The 18,290-nt window shown below is 72.6% G+C and carries 16 protein-coding genes; 10 read left to right on the forward strand and 6 right to left on the reverse strand.

The features are described 5' to 3' along the window. Position 1: 1 nt before the first annotated feature. Both LWC35_RS15020 and LWC35_RS15025 read right to left on the reverse strand, forming a co-directional pair. On the reverse strand, positions 2–1,027 hold the full coding sequence (locus LWC35_RS15020) for an LLM class flavin-dependent oxidoreductase (RefSeq protein WP_232870740.1): 1,026 nt from the start codon (positions 1,025–1,027) through the stop codon (positions 2–4). A gap of 48 nt (positions 1,028–1,075) precedes the next feature. Continuing rightward, positions 1,076–2,095: an Ldh family oxidoreductase gene (locus LWC35_RS15025; protein WP_232870741.1), complete on the reverse strand. Its 1,020-nt coding sequence runs from the start codon at positions 2,093–2,095 to the stop codon at positions 1,076–1,078. A 42-nt stretch (positions 2,096–2,137) separates the two neighbouring features. Here LWC35_RS15025 and LWC35_RS15030 point away from each other — a divergent pair, with 42 nt between their 5' ends. Further along, positions 2,138–2,605: a MarR family winged helix-turn-helix transcriptional regulator gene (locus LWC35_RS15030; RefSeq protein WP_232870742.1), complete on the forward strand. Its 468-nt coding sequence runs from the start codon at positions 2,138–2,140 to the stop codon at positions 2,603–2,605. Positions 2,606–2,608: 3 nt separating this feature from the next. On the opposite strand, the gene LWC35_RS15035 is transcribed toward LWC35_RS15030, so the two are convergent. Continuing rightward, on the reverse strand, positions 2,609–3,880 hold the full coding sequence (locus tag LWC35_RS15035; protein WP_232870743.1) for an MFS transporter: 1,272 nt from the start codon (positions 3,878–3,880) through the stop codon (positions 2,609–2,611). A gap of 206 nt (positions 3,881–4,086) precedes the next feature. On the opposite strand from LWC35_RS15035, the gene LWC35_RS15040 reads away from it, so the two are divergent. Next, positions 4,087–4,593 carry a nuclear transport factor 2 family protein gene (locus LWC35_RS15040; RefSeq protein ID WP_232870744.1) on the forward strand — a complete coding sequence of 169 codons (507 nt, stop codon included), beginning with the start codon at positions 4,087–4,089 and terminating at the stop codon, positions 4,591–4,593. A gap of 41 nt (positions 4,594–4,634) precedes the next feature. Here LWC35_RS15040 and LWC35_RS15045 read toward each other — a convergent pair whose 3' ends face one another. From LWC35_RS15045 to LWC35_RS15055, 3 genes are all read right to left on the reverse strand, one after another. Then, on the reverse strand, positions 4,635–4,934 hold the full coding sequence (locus LWC35_RS15045) for a hypothetical protein (RefSeq protein WP_232870745.1): 300 nt from the start codon (positions 4,932–4,934) through the stop codon (positions 4,635–4,637). A gap of 165 nt (positions 4,935–5,099) precedes the next feature. After that, a complete protein-coding gene (locus tag LWC35_RS15050) occupies positions 5,100–6,596 on the reverse strand; it encodes a dihydrolipoyl dehydrogenase family protein (protein WP_232870746.1) in 1,497 nt (498 codons plus the stop codon). 1 nt (position 6,597) lies between these two features. Further along, positions 6,598–7,170: a hypothetical protein gene (locus tag LWC35_RS15055; RefSeq protein WP_232870747.1), complete on the reverse strand. Its 573-nt coding sequence runs from the start codon at positions 7,168–7,170 to the stop codon at positions 6,598–6,600. A gap of 316 nt (positions 7,171–7,486) precedes the next feature. Between LWC35_RS15055 and LWC35_RS15060 the strand changes: the two genes are divergently transcribed. From LWC35_RS15060 to LWC35_RS15095, 8 genes are read left to right on the forward strand one after another with little or no spacing between them, the layout of a single operon-like run. After that, complete coding sequence (locus tag LWC35_RS15060; RefSeq protein ID WP_232870748.1) at positions 7,487–8,839, forward strand: MFS transporter; 1,353 nt, start codon at positions 7,487–7,489, stop codon at positions 8,837–8,839. Positions 8,840–8,870: 31 nt separating this feature from the next. Next, entirely contained in the window at positions 8,871–9,497 is a 627-nt protein-coding gene (locus tag LWC35_RS15065; RefSeq protein WP_232870749.1) for a cysteine hydrolase family protein, read from the forward strand. Next, positions 9,494–10,246, forward strand: coding sequence for an alpha/beta fold hydrolase (locus LWC35_RS15070; RefSeq protein WP_232870750.1), 753 nt, complete (start codon positions 9,494–9,496; stop codon positions 10,244–10,246). The genes LWC35_RS15065 and LWC35_RS15070 overlap by 4 nt, the downstream gene beginning before the upstream one ends. Beyond that, entirely contained in the window at positions 10,243–11,877 is a 1,635-nt protein-coding gene (locus LWC35_RS15075; protein WP_232870751.1) for an FAD-dependent monooxygenase, read from the forward strand. Before LWC35_RS15070 ends, LWC35_RS15075 begins: the two co-directional genes overlap by 4 nt. 15 nt (positions 11,878–11,892) lie before the next feature. Further along, on the forward strand, positions 11,893–14,004 hold the full coding sequence (locus tag LWC35_RS15080; RefSeq protein ID WP_232870752.1) for a hydantoinase/oxoprolinase family protein: 2,112 nt from the start codon (positions 11,893–11,895) through the stop codon (positions 14,002–14,004). A gap of 11 nt (positions 14,005–14,015) precedes the next feature. Beyond that, complete coding sequence (locus LWC35_RS15085) at positions 14,016–16,319, forward strand: hydantoinase B/oxoprolinase family protein (protein ID WP_232870753.1); 2,304 nt, start codon at positions 14,016–14,018, stop codon at positions 16,317–16,319. Beyond that, the gene (locus LWC35_RS15090) at positions 16,316–17,497 is read left to right on the forward strand and encodes a cytochrome P450 (protein ID WP_232870754.1); all 1,182 of its coding nucleotides are present in this window, start codon (positions 16,316–16,318) and stop codon (positions 17,495–17,497) included. Before LWC35_RS15085 ends, LWC35_RS15090 begins: the two co-directional genes overlap by 4 nt. A 44-nt stretch (positions 17,498–17,541) precedes the next feature. Further along, entirely contained in the window at positions 17,542–18,180 is a 639-nt protein-coding gene (locus LWC35_RS15095) for a TetR/AcrR family transcriptional regulator (protein WP_232870755.1), read from the forward strand. Positions 18,181–18,290 lie beyond the last annotated feature (110 nt).

Below are 18,290 nucleotides of genomic sequence, written 5' to 3' on the forward strand. Positions count from 1 at the left end.
GTCAGAGCTCCTTCTTGGCGCGCAGCAGGAAGTCCTCCAGTGCAGGATCCCAGCCGGCCTCCGCGCCGGTGGTCACCAGGAAGGTCCCGACCCCCAGGTCGTGGTAGGTGCCGAGGGTGTCCAGGACCTGCTCCTCCGTACCGACCAGCGCCTGGGAGTTGGCGAACCCGCCCAGCAGCTTGGTCAGCCCGGTCCAGAAGCAGGTGTCGTGCAGCTCCTCGTCGGTCAGCGCCAGCGCCCGCTGGCGTCCGACGGAGTTGTCGGTGGCCGAGGAGCGGAGGAAGGTGTGGCCGCCCTGGGCGTCGGCGATCTGCCGCTCGACGGCCCGGGCCTTCGCCCACGCGTCGTCCTCGGTCTCGCCGAGGAACAGCCGCAGGCTCAGCGAGAACTCCATCGGCCGCGCGTACCCGTCCGCGGCGGCGCGGACCCGGGCGATGCGCTCCCGCGTCCCGGCGAACGGTTCGCCCCAGAGCATGTACAGGTCGGCGTGCCGGGCGCCGAAGTCGATCGCGGCGTCGCTCTCCCCGCCCATGAAGATCGGGACCTGGCCCTGGACCGGCCGGGTGAGGATCTTGACGGCCTCCGCGCGGTAGAACCGGCCCTCGTGGTCGAACGACGACGGTTCGGTCCAGGTCCGGCGGACGAGATCGAGGTACTCGACCGCCCGCTCGTAGCGCTCGGACTTCGGGGTGTCGTCGCTCTCGCGGTGGAGGTCCCTGTCCGAGCCCCCGACCACGACGTTGATCGCCAGTCGGCCGCGGGCCAGCACGTCCAGCGTGGCGAAGTACCGGGCCGCCGCCGTCGGGGCCATCACCCCCGGGCGGTGGGCGACGATCGGCGAGAACTTCTCGGTCATCGCCAGCATGTACGGCGCCGTCGCATGGTTGTGCGGCCAGATCGACGAGTACCCGACCAGTACCCGGTCGATCGCCTCCGACGCATCGAGCTCACGGACCCGCTCGGCCAACCGGGCGGGGTCGCTCTCGCCCGGTTCGAGCGGCTGGAGCCCCGTGAAGAAGTCGACCATGACTCACCCTCCTTGTAGCAGAATGCTGTCACTATATAAGCATGCTGGCTATTTTTCGAGGGCCATCCGCCGCAGGGTGTCCACCACCGGCGCCGTCACCTCGATCGTCCCGCGGCGGCGGGTCGCCGTCCGGAGCGCGGCCGAGCGGTCGAAGGGAACCCGAACCGCCGCTCCGCCCTCGAGCGGACGGGTGGCGCGCACGGAGTCGGCGAAGGCCGCGGCGCGCGCACGGAAGTCCGCGGCGTCGCCGAGGGCGGCCGGGTCGACGATCACGGCCAGGAAGCCGCAGTCGGAGACGCCCTCGGGGGCCGCCGAGGCACCGGCGAGCATGCCGAGCAGGTGGACGACGAGGGCGAGACCGGATCCCTTGTGGCCGCCCCACACGGCGAAGGCGCCCTGCAGGGCCGCGGCGGGATCGGTGGTCGGGTGGCCCGCGAGGTCGTAGGCCTTCCCCTCGGGCAGCGGCTCGCCGACCCGCGCCGCGAGGGTGACCTCGGCATGGGTGATGGACGAGGTGCCGATGTCCCAGATGACTGGGCCGTCGGCGGTCGGGAAGCCGAAGGCGATCGGGTTGGTGCTGAACCGGGCCTCGCTGCCCCCGTACGGGGCGACGACCGCGGGGCCGCTGCCCGCGATCATCCCGACGAACCCGGCATCGACGACGCCCTCGAGGTAGTACGAGAACATCCCCGTGTACCAGGTCCGGCGGGCGCCGACCACGGCCATTCCCTGGGCGCGTGCCTTCTCCAGGCCGAGCTCGATCGCGTGGGCCGCGACGAGGTAGCCGACCTGGTCGCCGCCGTCCAGTGCCGCCGAGACAGGGGTCTCCCGCTCGACCCGGATCGGCTGCGGCGGCTCCGTGGTGCGGAGACGCTCGATGATCGACACCGCGCGGGCCAGTCCGGCGTAGGACAGCCCGCGCAGCTCGCAGTCCAGGAGATGGTCCGCGATGACGGCGGCCTCCTCCGCCGTGTAGCCGGCGGCGAGAAGTGCCTCGGTCAGGGTCCGGAGGGCGTCGTCGAGGGTGAGGTCAACCGTCGGTGCGGAGGTGGTGGTCGAGCCGGGCATGTCAGAACCTCCAGTTGTCAGGATGCTGTCTAAGCTTGTTGCGTGGACACAGCGGCGGGCCAGCCGGACTACCTCACCGATGCGGTCACCCGCCTCGAGAGGGCCGTGGCGAACATCGGAGCGATGCGGCTCAAGCCCTGGCGGATGACGCTGTCCGGCTATGCGGCCCTCAAGATCCTCGAGCGGCAGCCCAACCTCTCGCTGGCCCAGCTGTCCCGCCGCTGCTTCGTCAAACCCCAGACGATGACCCGGATCGTCGCCGAGCTCGAGCGCCGGGGGTGGGTGGACCGGAGCCCGCACCCCGAGAGCGAGCGGGCCATGTCGCTGGCGCTGACCGCGGAGGGCCGGACCAGTCTCACCGAGATGGCCGCCGAGGTCGACAAGATCGAGTCGACGCTCGGCGGCATGCTCGAGCCCGGCCAGTTCCCCGAGCTCGTCGCGACCCTGCGACGCTGTGCCGTGGCGGTCGAGACCGAGATCAAAGAGGCGCGCCGCGCGGGCCGCGACTGAGCGTCAGGCCCCCCCGGGCGCCACCGTCGCCGCCGTGCGCCGCACCCGGGGTGCCAGGACGGAGGGCAGAGCGAGTGCGGTCAGGCCGCTGAGCACGGCCGACCCGATCAGGACGAACGCGCCGGCCCGGTTGTCCCCGGTCGTCTGAACCAGCCACTGGGTCACGTACAGGACGGTTCCCCCGAAGACGGCGACCGAGATGTTGAAGGCCAGTGACACGCCGATGCCGCGGGCGTGCACCGGGAACAGCTCGATGTAGGTGATGGGGGCGATGCCCGTGTAGAAGGACGGGGCGGCGGCCAACAGCACCGCGAAGACCCCGAGCACCCACGGGTCGGTCGACGACGTCAGCCCGGCCATCAGCGGGTACGAGGCGACGATGATCACCGCGGTGGCGAGGAGCAGCGCGGGGCGGCGCCCGATCCGGTCCGACACCCGGCCTCCCGCGAGGACCAGCCCGATCCCGACGACCAGGGCGACGGCGATCACGACCGTCGCCGTGACGAGGGAGAACCTCAGCTGGATGATCAGGTTCTGCACGTAGGTGAACGCCAGGTAGAAGCCCACGGCGTGGGTGGCGGCCACGCCGACCAGCAGCAGGCCCCGCCACAGCTTCCGGTCGACCGCAGGTAGGTCCCGCGCGACCTCCTGGACCTCCGTGAACTCGGGGGTCTCGCCCAGCCGGCTCCGCAGGTAGAGCCCGATCGCCCCCAACGGGAGCGCCAGCAGGAACGGCACCCGCCAGCCCCAGGCCTGCATGGCCTCCGGCCCGAGGCCCAGGCTCAGCCCGACCACGATGATCGCACCGAGGAGCAGGCCGGTGAGGCTTCCCATCTGCACGCGGCTCGCCATCTCGCCCTTCCGGTTCGCGGGGGCGAACTCGGCGGCGTAGATGATCGCGGTGCCGTACTCCCCGCCGGCCGCGAGTCCCTGCATCGTCCGGAGGAGGACGAGCAGGACGGGCGCGGCGACGCCGATCGTCCCGGCGGTCGGCAGCAGGCCGATCAGCGTACTGACCACGGCCATGCCGACGAGCGTCAGCACCAGTGTGGGCTTGCGGCCGATGCGGTCGGCCAGCGGGCCCAGGAGCAGGGCACCGACCGGGCGGATCACGAACGCGGCGGCGAACACCGCGAACGTCGACAGCAGGGCGGCGCCGGGTGTCGAGTGGGGGAAGAAGTTCTTCGCCAGCACGGTGGCCACCAGGCCGTACACCGCGTAGTCGTAGTTCTCGACGGTGTTGCCGATCGCGGCGGCCAGGGTGGTGCGGCGCACCGTACTTGCACGTGGGGATTCCGCTTCGGACGGTGCCGACATGGCGACCTCTCCTTCGAGGCGATGAGGCAGGCGACGGGCGCGGCTGCACGGTCGACGGGACGCTAACCGAGCGGATACCCCAATGCAAGCATGCTTGTGATGTCTTCGGTAGCTGAATTAGTATCGCCGCGTGCCGACGGCACCCACGGAAGGAGAACGGCCGGATGACAGTCACCCCGTCGACGTCGACGAGAGCGGTGCAGGACGGCGACCTCATCGACCGGCTCGCCGTGCGCGAGGTCCTCGAGCGCTACACGCACGCGATGGACCGTCGGGACGAGGAGCTCATGCGGAGCTGCTTCACGCCGGACGCCGATCTGTCCTACTTCGGTGGTCTGCGCCGGTTCACCGGCCACGAGTTCGCGGACACCTTCGTGTCCTCCCTGGAGCCCTTCGGCTTCATCGACCACAGCATCAGCAGCCCGCGGATCACCGTCGACGGGGACACCGCGTCGCTGGACGTGCACCTCTGCGCCACGATGGCGCTCCGGGACGACCCGGTCGTGCTGGTGCGGTGGGTCCGGGTGACCGACGAGCTCGTCCGCGAGCCGTCCGGCTGGAAGGTCGCCAAGCGGCGGCACGTGCCGCAGCTGCAGTACGAGTCCCCGACCTCGCCGATCGACTTCCCCGGTGTCGGCGGCAAGGACCCGGCCGACGTCCCCGTCGTCTGACCGTAGCCGCGGCCCACCTGCCTGCGGGCCGCGGCCGCCGCTCACTCGATGTCGGAGAAGAGGCCCGTGAAGGTCACCTTGCTCTCCACGAGAGCGCCGAACAGCTGCGCCGCAGCGGGGGTGGCGGTGGCAGCGGACGCGTCGTCGTAGCTCTCGAAGTACAGGTCGAGCGTCCGGTACGCCGGCGTCGGCGTGCCGTCCTCCTTCGGCCAGACCTTGGCGGACTCGAGGCGCCGGAGCTTCGGGAACGTCGCCGCGATCGTCCGCACGTTCTCGTAGACGGGCTCGAACGCCCGGGGGGCCTCGGGATTGTCGATGACAAAGGTGATCTTGGTGGGCATGGCTCTCCCTCGATCTTCTGTGGATTGCGGTCAGTCTGAGCGGGTCTCGGCCCGCGACGGCGGTATCCGGGTCCGGAAGGGGCCGGTCGTCCGGGTACCGGCAACGGTGCCGGCCGGGGGCCGGAACCAGCCGGGGAGGTACAGGCTGCCCCGGGTGTGCCGGCGTCAGGCCGCCGCCGACTTCTTCTCGGCCCGGTCCGGCTCCTCGGCCCGGATCTGGCCCTCGTAGGTCTCGAGCAGCCGCAGCCAGATCTCGCTGACCGTCGGGTACGCGGGCACGGCGTGCCGGAGACGGGCGATCGGGACCTCGGCGGCGACGGCGATCGTCGCGGCGTGCAGGAGCTCCGCGACGTCGGGGCCGACGAAGGTCACACCGACGAGCACGCCGCGGTCCTCGTCGACGACCATCCGGGCCCGGCCGCGGTAGCCCTCGGCGTGCAGGACGGACCCGGCGACGGCGCCGAGGTCGTAGTCGACGACGCGGGTGCGCAGACCCGCGGCGGCCGCGCCGGCCGCGGTGAGGCCGACCGTGGCGACCTCCGGCTCGGTGAACACGACCTGGGGCACGGCCCGCTCGTCGGCGGTGACCGCCTGGGCGCCCCACGGCGCGTCGTCGATCCCGAGCCCTCGGGCGCGGGCGGTGATGATGTCGCCGACGACGCGGGCCTGGTACTTGCCCTGGTGGGTGACCAGGGCGCGCCGGTTGGCGTCGCCGGCGGCGTAGAGCCAGCCGTCGCCGAGCGGGGCGCCGGACTCGTCGAGGACCCGTAGGCTGCCGTCGACCGTGAGCCACTGGCCGGGCTCCAGGCCGACCGTGTCCAGGCCGATGTCCTGGGTGTTGGGCACGCGGCCGATCGCGACGAGGACCTCGTCGACGACGAACTCTCCGCCGTCGGTCACGGTGAGGTGCACCTCGCCGTTGCCGTCGCGGCGGACCTGGGTGACCTCGGCGCCCTCGTGCACCGAGACGCCTGCCTCGCGCAGCGCCGCCACGACCTGCTCGCCGGCGAAGGGCTCGTTGGTGGGCAGCACCCCGTCGCGGGCGAGCACGGTGACGGTGCTCCCGAGCGCGGCGAACGCCGTGGCCATCTCGCCGGCGACCACGCCGCCGCCGACGATGCCGAACCGGCGGGGCACCGACCGGGCGGAGACGGCCTCGCGGCTGGACCACACCTGGGCCTCGCGCAGGCCGGGGAGGTCGGGCAGCAGCGCGCTGCTGCCGGTGGCGACGACCACGGCGTGCCGGGCGGAGAGTGCCACGACACCACCGTCGGCATCGGTCACCTCGACGACTCGGGGGCCGGCCAGCCGTCCGTGGCCGCGGACGAGCGGGATACCCGCGCCGTCGAGCCAGGTGACCTGACCGTCGTCCTTCCAGTTCGAGGCGAACCCGTCGCGCCGGCGCAGCACGGCCGCGACGTCGACCTCGCCGGTGATCGCTTCGCGGGCGCCGGGGAGCCGGTTCGCCGCGCGCAGTGCCGAGGTGCTGCGCAGCAACGCCTTGGTGGGCATGCAGGCCCAGTAGGAGCACTCGCCGCCGACGAGCTCGCGCTCCACGACGGCCGCCGTCAGACCACTGCGGACGATCCGGTCGGCGACGTTCTCGCCCACGGGCCCCGCGCCGATCACGACGACGTCGAAGGTGGTGTTGGTGGTGCTCATGTCAGTGCTCCGGAGTGGTCGTGGGGCGAGCGGCGCGGCCGAGACGCAGCGCCGAGGCGAGGAAGAAGAGGCCGCCGAGCGTGGCGTAGCCGGCGATGCCCATCAGCGAGGGAGCCGACTGGCCGGCCATGAGGGCGAACGAGGCACCGGCGAGGACGGAGAGGGCACCGCTGAGGATCATCGGCCACTGCCCGCCCATCGCGCGGCGGCTGATGGCGACGATCAGCTGGATGAGGCCGGCGACGACGGCCCAGACACCCCAGACCCGCAGGACCGCGGGGATGCCGGAGGTCAGCGCGATGCCGAGGCCGATCGCAGCGAGCAGGCTCATCGCGATGTTCAGGTAGAGCCCGCGCGACGAGGGGCTGGACTTCGAGACCCGGGCGTCGACGACGGCGGCAGCGACGTCGAACAGCGGATACAGCACGACGAGGACGGCGACCACCGGCCCGAGGTGACCGCCGGTCAGGAACACGAGGACCGCCCACACGATGGCGAACCCGAACCGGACGAAATACAGCCGCCGCAGCGCGGGCGCGAACCCGGTGAGGGCGGGGGAGACGGCAGTGCTCACGACAGTTCTCCTTCGGTGAGGAGCGAGGCGGCGGGACGGCGAACAGCGCCGCATCGGCGACATGCGGGGAAAGAACGTTCTGTCTCGACCCTGGCAGAGCTGTTCGGCGCCTGTCAAGACCGAACGTTCTATCTCAACTGGACCTCAAGGGCTGGTCACGGGGACCGGAAGATTGTAGAGTGAGCGTTACATACAGAGGTTCGCCCTGCGTGTCGACCGACCTCCACCACCCGTGCTGCACCCGTGTGGCCCGGTTCCTGCGTCGCAACGAAGCGAGGTTCCTTTGAGCATTCTCGAGCAGGTCAAGAGCGCGCCCATGAGCAGAGCGCAGACCAGGGCGGTCGCCCTGTGCCTCGTGATGAACCTGGTCGACGGGTTCGACCTCCTGGTCACGTCGTTCGTCGGACCGACGGTCACCAAGGAATGGGGCCTGCAGGCCTCGCTGGTCGGGGTCCTGCTGAGCAGCGGCCTCGCGGGCATGGCGTTCGGGGCGCTGTTCCTGGCCCCGCTCGCGGACCGGGTCGGCCGGCGCAAGCTCGTGCTGGGCGGGCTGGTCCTGGCCTCGCTGGGCATGCTGGCCGCCGCGTTCGCGCAGAACTTCGGCCAGCTCGTCGCCACCCGCGTGGTGACGGGCATCGCGGTGGGGCTGATGGCGGCCTGCCTGCCGGTGCTGGCCTCGGAGTACTCGAGCCACAAGCGTCGTGGCCTCTCGGTCGCACTGATCACGTGCGGCTACGGGCTGGGCGCCATCATCGCCGGTATCGCCGCAAGCCTGCTGATCGGGCCGTTCGGGTGGCGCTCGGTGTTCGTCCTCGGTGCGGTGGCCACGGCCATCCTCTTCCTGGTCGGGCTGCGGGCCCTCCCGGAGTCGATGGACTACCTGGTCGCGGCGCGCCCGCGCGACGCCCTCGCCCGGCTGAACCGGATCCTCGTCCAGATCGGCCACGCCCCGGTCGAGGAGCTCCCGGCCGCGTCCGTGGCGCCGCGGAAAGTGGCTCTCGAGTCGCTGTTCCAGGGGCGCAACGCGGTGCGCACGGTGCTGGTGTGGATCGCGTTCATCGCGGCCCAGACCGTGTACTACTTCGCCAGCTCCTGGACGCCGACCCTGCTGCTGCAGGCGGGCCTGTCCGCGCAGCAGGGCATCAGCGGCGGCGTGCTGTTCAGCATCGGCGGAGTGTGCGGCGCGGCACTGCTCGGTGTCCTCGCCACCCGGGTCGAGCCCCGCATGCTCACCGCGGCCTACTTCGCCCTGGGGGCACTGGCGCTGGTGCTGTACTCGTTCTCGCTGGGCGCCCTGGCCACGGCGCTGATCGTCGGCGTGCTGGTCGGGCTGCTGCTCAACGGCACGGTGTCGGGTGTCAACGTCATCGTCCCGATCATCTACCCGGCCGAGTCCCGGGCCACCGCGCTCGGCATCGCGGTGGCGGTGAGCCGGCTCGGGGCGGTGTTCTCCCCGCTGCTCGCCGGGTTCCTGCTGCAGGCGGGCTGGGCGCCGGAGTCGATGTTCCGGTTCTTCGCGATCCCGGCGGTCGTCGGCGCGGTCGCGACGATCGCACTGCTCCGGGTCGCCCGGTCGAGCTCCTCCGCACCGACGACGCCCGCTGCGCCCTCGTCCGCGCCGACGACGCCCGCTGCGCCGGCGGTCGAGGGCACCCCGAGCCAGGCCTGAGCCCGAACCCACCCCTGACGAGGAGGTTGTCGTGAGCGCACCCGCGATCGACCCTGCGCGCACCGCATTGCTGGTCATCGACATGCAGAACGACTTCGTGGAGGAGGGCGCACCGCTGGAGTTCCCGGAGGGGCGGCGGATCCTGCCGACCCTCCAGAAGGTGCTCGACGCGGCCCGCACCGCAGGCATGCCCGTCATCTACCCCGCCCACGTGCACCGGCGGGGCGGGGCCGACATGGGGATCCACCGAGACCTGTACCCACCCGTCGGGGCGGGGCAGGCGCTGGTCGACGGCGAGCGCGGGGTGGAGATCTACCTCGAGGTCGCGCCGCGCGACGGCGAGCTGGTGATCAAGAAGCACCGGTACAACTCCTTCTACGCCACCGACCTGGAGATCGTGCTGCGCGGGCTCGGCGTCGACACCGTGGTCCTCACGGGAATGACGACCGAGTGCTGTGTGCTCGGCACCGCGCGCGGCGCGCTGGAGTGCGGGTTCCGCTCCGTGGTGCTCGCGGACGCCACCGCGTCCTGCGACTATCCGGACCTCGGTCTCGGCCCGATGCCCGCCGACGAGATGCACACGGCCGCGTTGCGGATCATGAGCCTGACCTCGTCCCGGGTCACCGACGCCGACACCGTCCTGGCCGAGCTGTCGTGACCGGATCGACCGAGCCCGTGCTGGTCCTGCTCCACGGCGGCGGGCCGGGGGTGGACGCCGCCAGCAACTGGGCGAGCGTCCTGCCCCGCTTCGAGAAGGAGTTCCGCTGCATCGCCCCCGATCTGCTCGGCTTCGGCACGCGGATCGGGGATGGCGGGGACCTCCACGGGCCGATCGCCTGGGCGCGGGCCCGCGCCCGCCAGGTGCACGAGCTGCTCGACGACCTCGGGCTCGCCCGGGTCCACCTGCTCGGCAACTCGGCGGCGGGCGGGGCGGCGGGCCTGGCCCTGCTCGCCACCGCTCCCGAGCGGGTCGAGCGGGCCGTCGTGATGGGCGGGGCGGGCACCGGTCCGGCCCCGCGCACCGTGCCGTTCTACGACGTCCCCACGAAGGCGTCCATGCGCGACACGCTCGCCCGCCTCGTCGCCGACGAGGGCGACCACACCGAGCTCCTCGACGACCTCGCGGACCTCCGGTGGGAACAGGCGCTACGACCTGGCGCCGAGAAGGCCTTCCGGTCCATGTTCGAGACGTCCGACGAGCCACCGGTGGATCCGGCGACCGTGCCCACCCCGGTGCTGGCCCTGCACGGGGAGCGCGACCGGGTCGGCCCGGTCGAGGTCTCCGCGCGCCTGGCCGCCGCGCTCCCGTGTGGGAGCCTCGGGGTCGTCGCGGGGGCCGGACACTGGATCCACGTCGACCGGCCGGACGAGTTCTGCACCCGCGTGGGGGAGTTCCTGACCGCATGAACCAGACAGACAACGGCACGAGCGGGACCGACACCGGCGTCCTGATCGTCGGCGCGGGACCCACGGGCCTCACCCTCGCCATCGACCTCGCCCGGCGCGGCGTGCCCAGCCTCGTCGTCGAGGCGACGACCGAGCGACCCGTGAATCCGCGGTGCAACACCACCTCGGCGCGGTCGATGGAGATCTTCCGCCGGCTCGGCGTCGCGGACGAGATCCGCCGGGCCGGCCTTCCCGAGGACTACCCCGGCACCATCCAGTACCGCACCACGCTGCTCGGCGAGGAGCTCTACCGCCTCGACCAGCTGTCGTCGGGCGAGGTGCTGGCGGGCAAGGGCCGGGAGGAGTGGCCGACGCCCGAGCCCCAGCACCGGGTGTCCCAGATCTTCATGGAGCCGATCCTCGAGCGGTACGCGCGGGGCCTCCCGGGGGTGACCGTCGAGCGCGGGAGCCGCCTGGTCGAGCTGCGCCCGCTCGAGGACCGGGTCGAGGTGGACCTCGAGTCGGAGGCCGGGACGGGGACCACGACACGGACCCTGAGCTGCGCGTACGTGATCGGGTGCGACGGCGCGCACAGCGCCGTCCGCCGGCAGCTGGGCATCCGCTACGAGGGCGTCGATGCCATCCAGAAGTTCGTCTCGACCTTCGTCCGCTCCCCGGAGCTCGGCCGGATCGCCGCCCGGGACCGGGCCTGGACCTACTGGACCTACGGCCGTCGCCAGGCCTCGCTGATCGCCATCGACGGCAGCGACCTGTGGCTCAACCACGTGGCCTTCGCAGCCGACCACGACACCGAGGCCGAGGACCCCGAGCAGCTGCTGCGCGAGGCCGTGGGCGCCCCGGTCGAGCACGAGGTGCTCGGCTCCGTCCGCTGGACGGGCCGTCAGCTGGTCGCGCAGCGCTACCGCGAGGGCCGGGTGTTCCTGGCCGGGGACGCCGCGCACATCTGGATCCCCGTCGCGGGCTTCGGCATGAACGCCGGCATCCAGGACGCGGCCACGCTCGGCTGGATGCTCGCCGCCGTGCACCACGGCTGGGCTCCATCGGAGCTGCTCGACGCCTACGAGCTCGAGCGCAGGCCGGTCGGCGAGCAGTTCGCGAGCGCGGTGGCGGCGGCGGCCAAGGTCTCCTTCGTCGAGGTCCCGCCGGAGCTCCATCTGCCCGGAGAGGAGGGGGAACGCGCCCGCGCCGCGATGACCGAGCGCCTCGCCGAGAACGAGCCCCGCCGCTACAACCCCAACGGGTTCAGCTTCGGCTATCACTACGCGGGCTCGCCGCTCGTCGTCGGTGCGACGCGGCAGGACGCGATCAGCATGGGCGGCTACGAGGACCGCGCGCAGGTCGGCTTCCGGCTGCCGCACGCCTGGCTCGAGGACGGCCGCGCCGTGTTCGACGTGCTCGGACCGGACTTCACCCTGCTACGGACGGACGAGTCCGCCGACGCGGCACCGTGGACGGACGCCGCCGCCGAGCTGGGCGTCCCGCTCACCGTCGTGGACCTGCCGGGGCTCCACCCCACACCCCTGCTGCTCGTGCGGCCGGACCAGCACGTCGCCTGGATGGGCGGTGCCGAGGGCCGGCCCGGCGAGCTCTTGCGGACAGTCACCGGGCGCGCGGCCGCCCACCAGCGGTAAGAGAGCAGGAGAGACATGCCCTACGCACTCGGCATCGACGTCGGCGGCACGTTCACCGACGCCGTCGCCTCGGACGGCGCCGGCCGGATCGTCTCGGCCAAGACGCCGACCACCCCGCCGCAGCGCGAGGTCGGCGTCATGCGCGCCATCGAGGAGCTGGCCGCGGAGCTTTCCATCGAGGTCGGCGAGATGCTCGCGCAGACCGACTTCATCGCCCACGGCACCACGGCGTCGATCAATGCCCTGGTCCAGGGGACGGTGGCCGACGTGGGGCTGATCGCCACCAAGGGCCACCGCGACTCGATCTACATCATGAACGCGGAGGGCCGCACCCTCGGCCGCTCCGCGGACGAGGTCCAGGACACCCTGCGTCAGCGCAAGCCCGCACCGCTGATCCCGAAGTACCGCGCGCTGGAGGTCACCGAGCGCGTCGACCACGCCGGCCGGGTCCTGGTTCCGCTCGACGAGGACGAGGTGCGCCGGGTCGCGCGCGCGCTCGTCGAGCAGGGGGTCGAGGCCATCGCCGTCTGCCTGCTCTGGTCGTTCAAGAACGGCGACCACGAGCGGCGGGTCCGAGAGCTGATCCACGAGATCGACCCGGACCTGTACGTCACGCTGTCGTGCGAGGTCAGCCCACGGATCCGGGAGTTCTCGCGGACGTCGACGACGATCATGAACGCCCAGATCGGGCCGCGGCTGCGGACCTACCTGACCCCGCTCCAGCGGCAGCTGGAGGAGGGCGGGCTCAAGGGCCCGCTGCTCGTCATGCAGAGCGAGGGCGGCACCATCACCGCCGACCGGGCGCCCGAGCACGCCATCACCACCGTCGGGTCCGTGCTCTCCGGCGGGGTGATCGGCGGCCAGCGGCTGGCCCGGCAGCTCGGGCACCGCAACGTCATCACCACCGACGTCGGCGGCACCACCTTCCTGGCCGGCCTGATCGTCGACGGCGAGCCGGTCATGGCGCCGGGCTCGATCGTCAACCAGTTCCCGATCAACGCGGCCACCATCCGCGTGCACACGATCGGCTCGGGCGGCGGCGCGCTGGCCTCCGTCGACGCCGGGGGGAACCTGCGGCTGGGCCCGCAGAGCGCGGAGGCCGTGCCCGGCCCGGCGTGCTACGCAGGCGGCGGCACCCGACCCACCAACACCGACGCCAACCTCGTGCTGGGCATCCTGAGCGAGCGCGGCCTGCTCGGCGGGCGCAAACCGCTCAGCACGGAGCTGGCGCGCGCGGCGATCCGTGAGCACGTGGCGGAGCCGCTCGGCCTGACCGTCGAGGAAGCGGCGATCGCGATCCACGAGGTCCAGAACGCGCAGGCGGGCGACCTGCTGCGCCGCGCCGTCGTGCAGGCCGGGTACGACCCGCGCGACTTCGTGGCCTACGCGTTCGGTGGGGCGGGCCCCGCCCACTGCGCCGGCTACTGCCAGGACCTCGGCGTGGCGGAGGTCGTCGTGCCGCTCGGCCCGGTCGCGTCCGCCTTCTCCGCCTACGGGCTCGCGGCGTCGGACGTCGCGCTCAGCGCGGAGCTGTCCGATCCCTCGTCGTTCCCGGTCGGGCACGACGTGCTCGCGGCGCACTTCGACCGGCTCGAGACGGACCTGCAGCGGGCGCTCGACCGGCAGAAGGTCAAGTTCCACGACGTGACGCTGCAGCGCGAGATCGACCTGCGCTACTCCATGCAGGTCAACGAGCTCGCGGTGACGCTGCCGGACACGGAGATCACCGAGGCCTCCGGGGACGAGATCGTGGAGCGCTTCGAGGAGCAGTACGAGCGGATCAACGGCTCCGGCGCGGGCTTCCGCGAGGCCGGGGTGCAGGCGATCACCTACCGGATGCGGGCGAAGGCCGGGCTGGGTTTCCCGGTCGTGCTCCCCGACATTCCCGAGGCGGACGGCCCCGACCCCTCGGCGGCCCTGCTCGAGGAGCGCTCGGTGTGCCTCGACTCGCAGATCGGCTACGTGCCCACCCCCGTCTACGACTACTCCCGGCTGCGGGCGGGCCACGAGCTGGTCGGCCCGGCCGTCGTCGACGTGCCGACCACCGTGGTCGTCGTGCCCGACGGCGTCACCGGCCGGGTCGACCGGCTCGGCAACCTCGTGCTGCGCTACCAGCGAGACCAGTGAGGACTGCTCCCATGACATCGAAGATCCCCGGGGCGGACGAGTTCACCAGCCGGCCCATGCCCCGCGCGGAGCTGCTCGCCCAGATCTCGCCGAGCCTGCCGCTGCACACCGGGGACGACGCCACCGAGGTCAACGCCCTGACCTACGAGGTCGTCCGGCACCGGCTGTGGGCCATCACCCAGGAGATGGGGGAGACGCTGCGCCGGATGTCCGGCTCGCACGTCGTCACCGAGTCCAACGACTTCAACTTCTCCATCTGCGACGAGCTGGGCGAGCAGGTCCAGGTGGGCACCTACAACATCGGGCTCATCGGGTCCATGGACCTCGCGATCACCTGGACCCTGCGGCACCGCAGCGACAACCCGGGCATCGAAGAGGGCGACATGTTCCTTTGCAACGACCCGTGGATCGGCGGCGGGCTGCACCAGAACGACGCCGCCGTCCTGGCGCCGATCTTCCACGAGGGCAGGCTGTTCGGCTGGACGACGGCCATCGCCCACCAGGTCGACCTCGGCGGCCCGCGGCCCGGGTCGTTCGACCCCGCCGCGCAGGACGTCTTCGGCGAGGCGCTCCCCACCCCGCCGATGAAGGTCGTGCGCGGCGGGGTCCTGCAGCGGGACGTGGCCGATGCCTGGGTGCGTCGTTCCCGGCTGCCGCACCTGGTCGGGCTCGACCTGCGCGCCAAGATCGCCGCGAACAGAGGTGCGGCCGAGCAGATCCTGCGGCTGATCGACAAGTACGGCGCCGACACCGTCAAGTCCGTGATGCGCCGGATGACGGACGACGCCGAGCGTCGCCTGCGGGCCAAGCTCGAGACCCTCCCGAACGGCACCTGGAGCGCGGTGGGCTACCAGGAGCAGTCGCGCTCGGGCGACCGCGGCCTGCACGCCATCAAGGTGGCGATGACGAAGGAGGGCGACAAGCTCGTCTTCGACTTCCGCGGGACCGCGGAGCAGACCGGCATCATCAACTGTCCCTACCCGGGGCTGCGCGCCGGGATCGTGTTCACCATGCTGCCGCTGCTGGCCGGGGACATCCCCTGGGCCGCGGGCGGGCTGATGCGGTGCTTCGAGATCGTCACCGACGAGGACACGATCACCAACGCGTCCTTCCCGGCCGCAGTGGGCAAGGGCCCCTTCGGTCCGGCCTGGGGCTCGGGCAACCTGGTCGCCGAGGTGCTGGCCAAGATGCTCGACGCCGAGCCGGACCACCGCACGGACGTCCAGTCCATCTGCAACGGCACCACGGACCTCTGCGTGGTGTCCGGGGTGGACACCCGGGGAGGTGGCAGCAAGGGCTTCGTCTCGCCGGTCTTCGACGTCATGGCCGGCGGCTACGGCGCACAGGTGCACCACGACGGTGTCGACACCGGCGGCCGGCTGATCATTCCCTCGGCCCGGGCCCCCGACGTCGAGATGACCGAGTACCTGTACCCGCTGGTCGCGCTGTGGCGCCGGGAACAGACCGACTCCGGCGGCCCCGGCCGCCAGCGGGGCGGGATGAGCGGCTCCGTCTGCTACGTGCAGCACCCCGATCAGCGCTCGTCGCTGTCGCTGGTGGTGTCGGGGACGGGCAAGGTCGCGAACCAGAACGTCGGGCTCGCCGGGGGCTACCCGGGCAACTCGCAGCTCGACCTCGTGGTCCGCGGCATCGGCGACCCGCAGCTCGCGAGCGCGTCGGCGATCCCGGCCGAGCTGGACGACCTCGGGGGCGAGATCGAGGTCCTGCCCTGCGAGGGGACCTCGAGCCTCGGCGCCGGGGACGCCCTCTACCTGCACTGGCAGGCGGGCGGCGGCTACGGCGACCCGCTGCTGCGGCCCGCCGAGGCCGTGCGCGACGACGTCGTGGCGATCCGCGTCTCGGCCGACGCCGCGCGGGAGGTCTACGGCGTGGTCGTGACCGACGGCGAGGTGGACGCCATGGCGACCGCGGAGACCCGCGAGAAGCTGCGCCGGCGCCGGGCGACCGGTGCGGGACGCGCCGACGCGGCCCCGGTCCCGGTGACCGAGCCCGCGCTCGCCGGTTCCCGGCGGCTCGACGACAACCTCGCGGTGCTGGACACGACCGTCGTGTGCACGCATTGCGGAACCGGCATCGGCCCGCTCGCGGGCGGTGAGTTCGTGGGGGCGCTGGCCCGCCGCGACACCGCGCCCACCGAGGCCGGCCCGCACATCTGGCGGGACCCGTCGGTGTACGTCGACGCCGAGATGGTGTTCCGGCAGCTGTTCTGCCCGGGCTGCCTGACGGCCGTCTACTCCCGGGTCGTGCCGGTGGACCATCCGCTGCCCGACGACGACTACGGCAGCCGGGCATGACGGCCGGCGAGACGCTCGCCCCGTTCGACCCGCTGTCCGGGGGCCCGCCCGGGCAGGTGCGCGAGGAGCTCGCGCGCCTGCGGGGCGGGTGCCCGGTCCACCGGGCCGGACCCGGGCCCGGGTTCGTCGGTCGGCACGAGCTGGTGCGGGAGGCGCTGCTCGATCCCGGGACCCTGAGCAACCACGGCAACTTCGTCCTCGACGCCGACGACGACGGTGGCGGCGGGCATCCCGAGCTGATCACGCAGAGCGACCCGCCCGCCCACACCGCCCTGCGCGCGCTGCTCCGCCCGGCCTTCACCCGGTCCGCGATCACGAGCGCCGCACCGTGGATCCGGGCGATCGTCGACGAGATCCTCGACGGCCTGCCCCCGGGCGGGCCCGCCGAGATCGTGGGGGACCTGGCGTTCCCCCTGACCTCCCGGGTGATCGCCCGGCTCGTCGGCGTCCCCGCCGCCGCCGGCGAGATCACCCGCCTCTCGCAGGAGATCTCCGACGCCCTGCCGGCGCCCTTCGTCGGGACGCCGGCCTGGACGCGGATCGAGGAGTATTTCGCCGCCGCCGCCCGGGAGCGGCGGGCGGGCCCCGGGACGGACGACGTGATCGGCCTGCTCGCCCGCGGGCGGGTCGACGGCCGGGCACTCGAGGACCGGGAGGTCGCCTTCCACGCGTGGCAGGTCTTCGTCGCCGGGCTGAAGACGACGGCCTTCACGATCGGCTCCACGGTGGCGCAGCTGCTCGCCGACCCGGGCCGGTGGGCGGCGCTGGTGGCCGACCCCACCCTGGTCGAGGGCGCGCGGGAGGAGGGCCTGCGGCATGCGACCGCGCTGCGCGGCGTGCTGCGGACCGTGGGCGCGCCGGGCGACATCGGCGGCGAGCCGGTCGCGCCGGGGGAGCGGATCCTGCTCAGCCTGGAGTCCGCGAACCTGGACGAGTCCGTGTTCGGTGCCGACGCGGCCGACTTCGTCCTGGACCGCCCGACGGCCCGGCGGCACCTCGCGTTCGGCTTCGGCATCCACCACTGCCTCGGTGCCGAGCTCTCCCGCACGGAGATCTCCTGCGTGCTGGAGGCGCTGGTCGAACGGATGCCCCGGCTCGCGCCGGCGCCGGGAACGCGGACCGGGGACACGGACGGCGCGATGTTCCACGAGCCCGGCCGGGTGGAAGTGGTGTGGTGAGCCGGCGTTCTCCCCCCGCGCGCCGGCGCGTCTATCATGGCGCCGTGGCCAAGGGTTCGGGTACGGCGTCGGCTGCTCGATCCGTGGCCACCGCGAGCAGCCGCGAGCTGATCCTCGACGCCGCGCGCGAGCTCATCGCGAGCCGCGGCTACGACGGGATGGTCATCTCGGACCTGTGCGCGCGGTCCGGGCTGCCGGCCAGCTCGATCTACTACCACTTCGGCAACAAGCTCGGTGTGCTCGCCGCGCTGCTCGACCGCACGTTCGGCGAGCTGCACGCGGCCTTCCCGGACCCGACGTCCTACGGCCCCGGCGATCCGCTGGAACACTTCGAGGCCTGGTTCACGGCGGCCTGCCGCTCGCTGGACCAGCGGCCGGAGTACCTGCGGCTGCTGCTCGCCATCAGCGTCGGCTCGCACAAGGACACCCAGCTGGTGGGGGACACCGTCCGGCGGATCCGGGACTACGCCCACGCGTCCTGGGTGGCCGCGCTGACGCCGGTCTTCGGCGAGGACGAGGCGGCGTTCGTGGACCAGCTCGCCGTGCTGGGCCGGGCGGTCACCGACGGGCTCGCGGTGACGAACAGCTTCGACGGCAAGAGCTACAGCTCGCACGTGGCGCCGTTCGTCGCCATGATCCGCGGGCTGGCCGAGCAGCGGGGCCGCGGATCCGTTCAGGAGTAGGGCGCTCAGCAGTCCGCCGGACCATCCCAGGGCCGGGCCGGTGCCGTTCGTGCCGTTCGTGCCGTTCCTCGGAGGACCCTTCGTGAGGTGAGGGCCCTAGCGGCCGTTCT

The sequence above is a fragment of the Pseudonocardia kujensis genome (assembly GCF_021283305.1).
GTDB lineage: Bacteria > Actinomycetota > Actinomycetes > Mycobacteriales > Pseudonocardiaceae > Pseudonocardia > Pseudonocardia kujensis.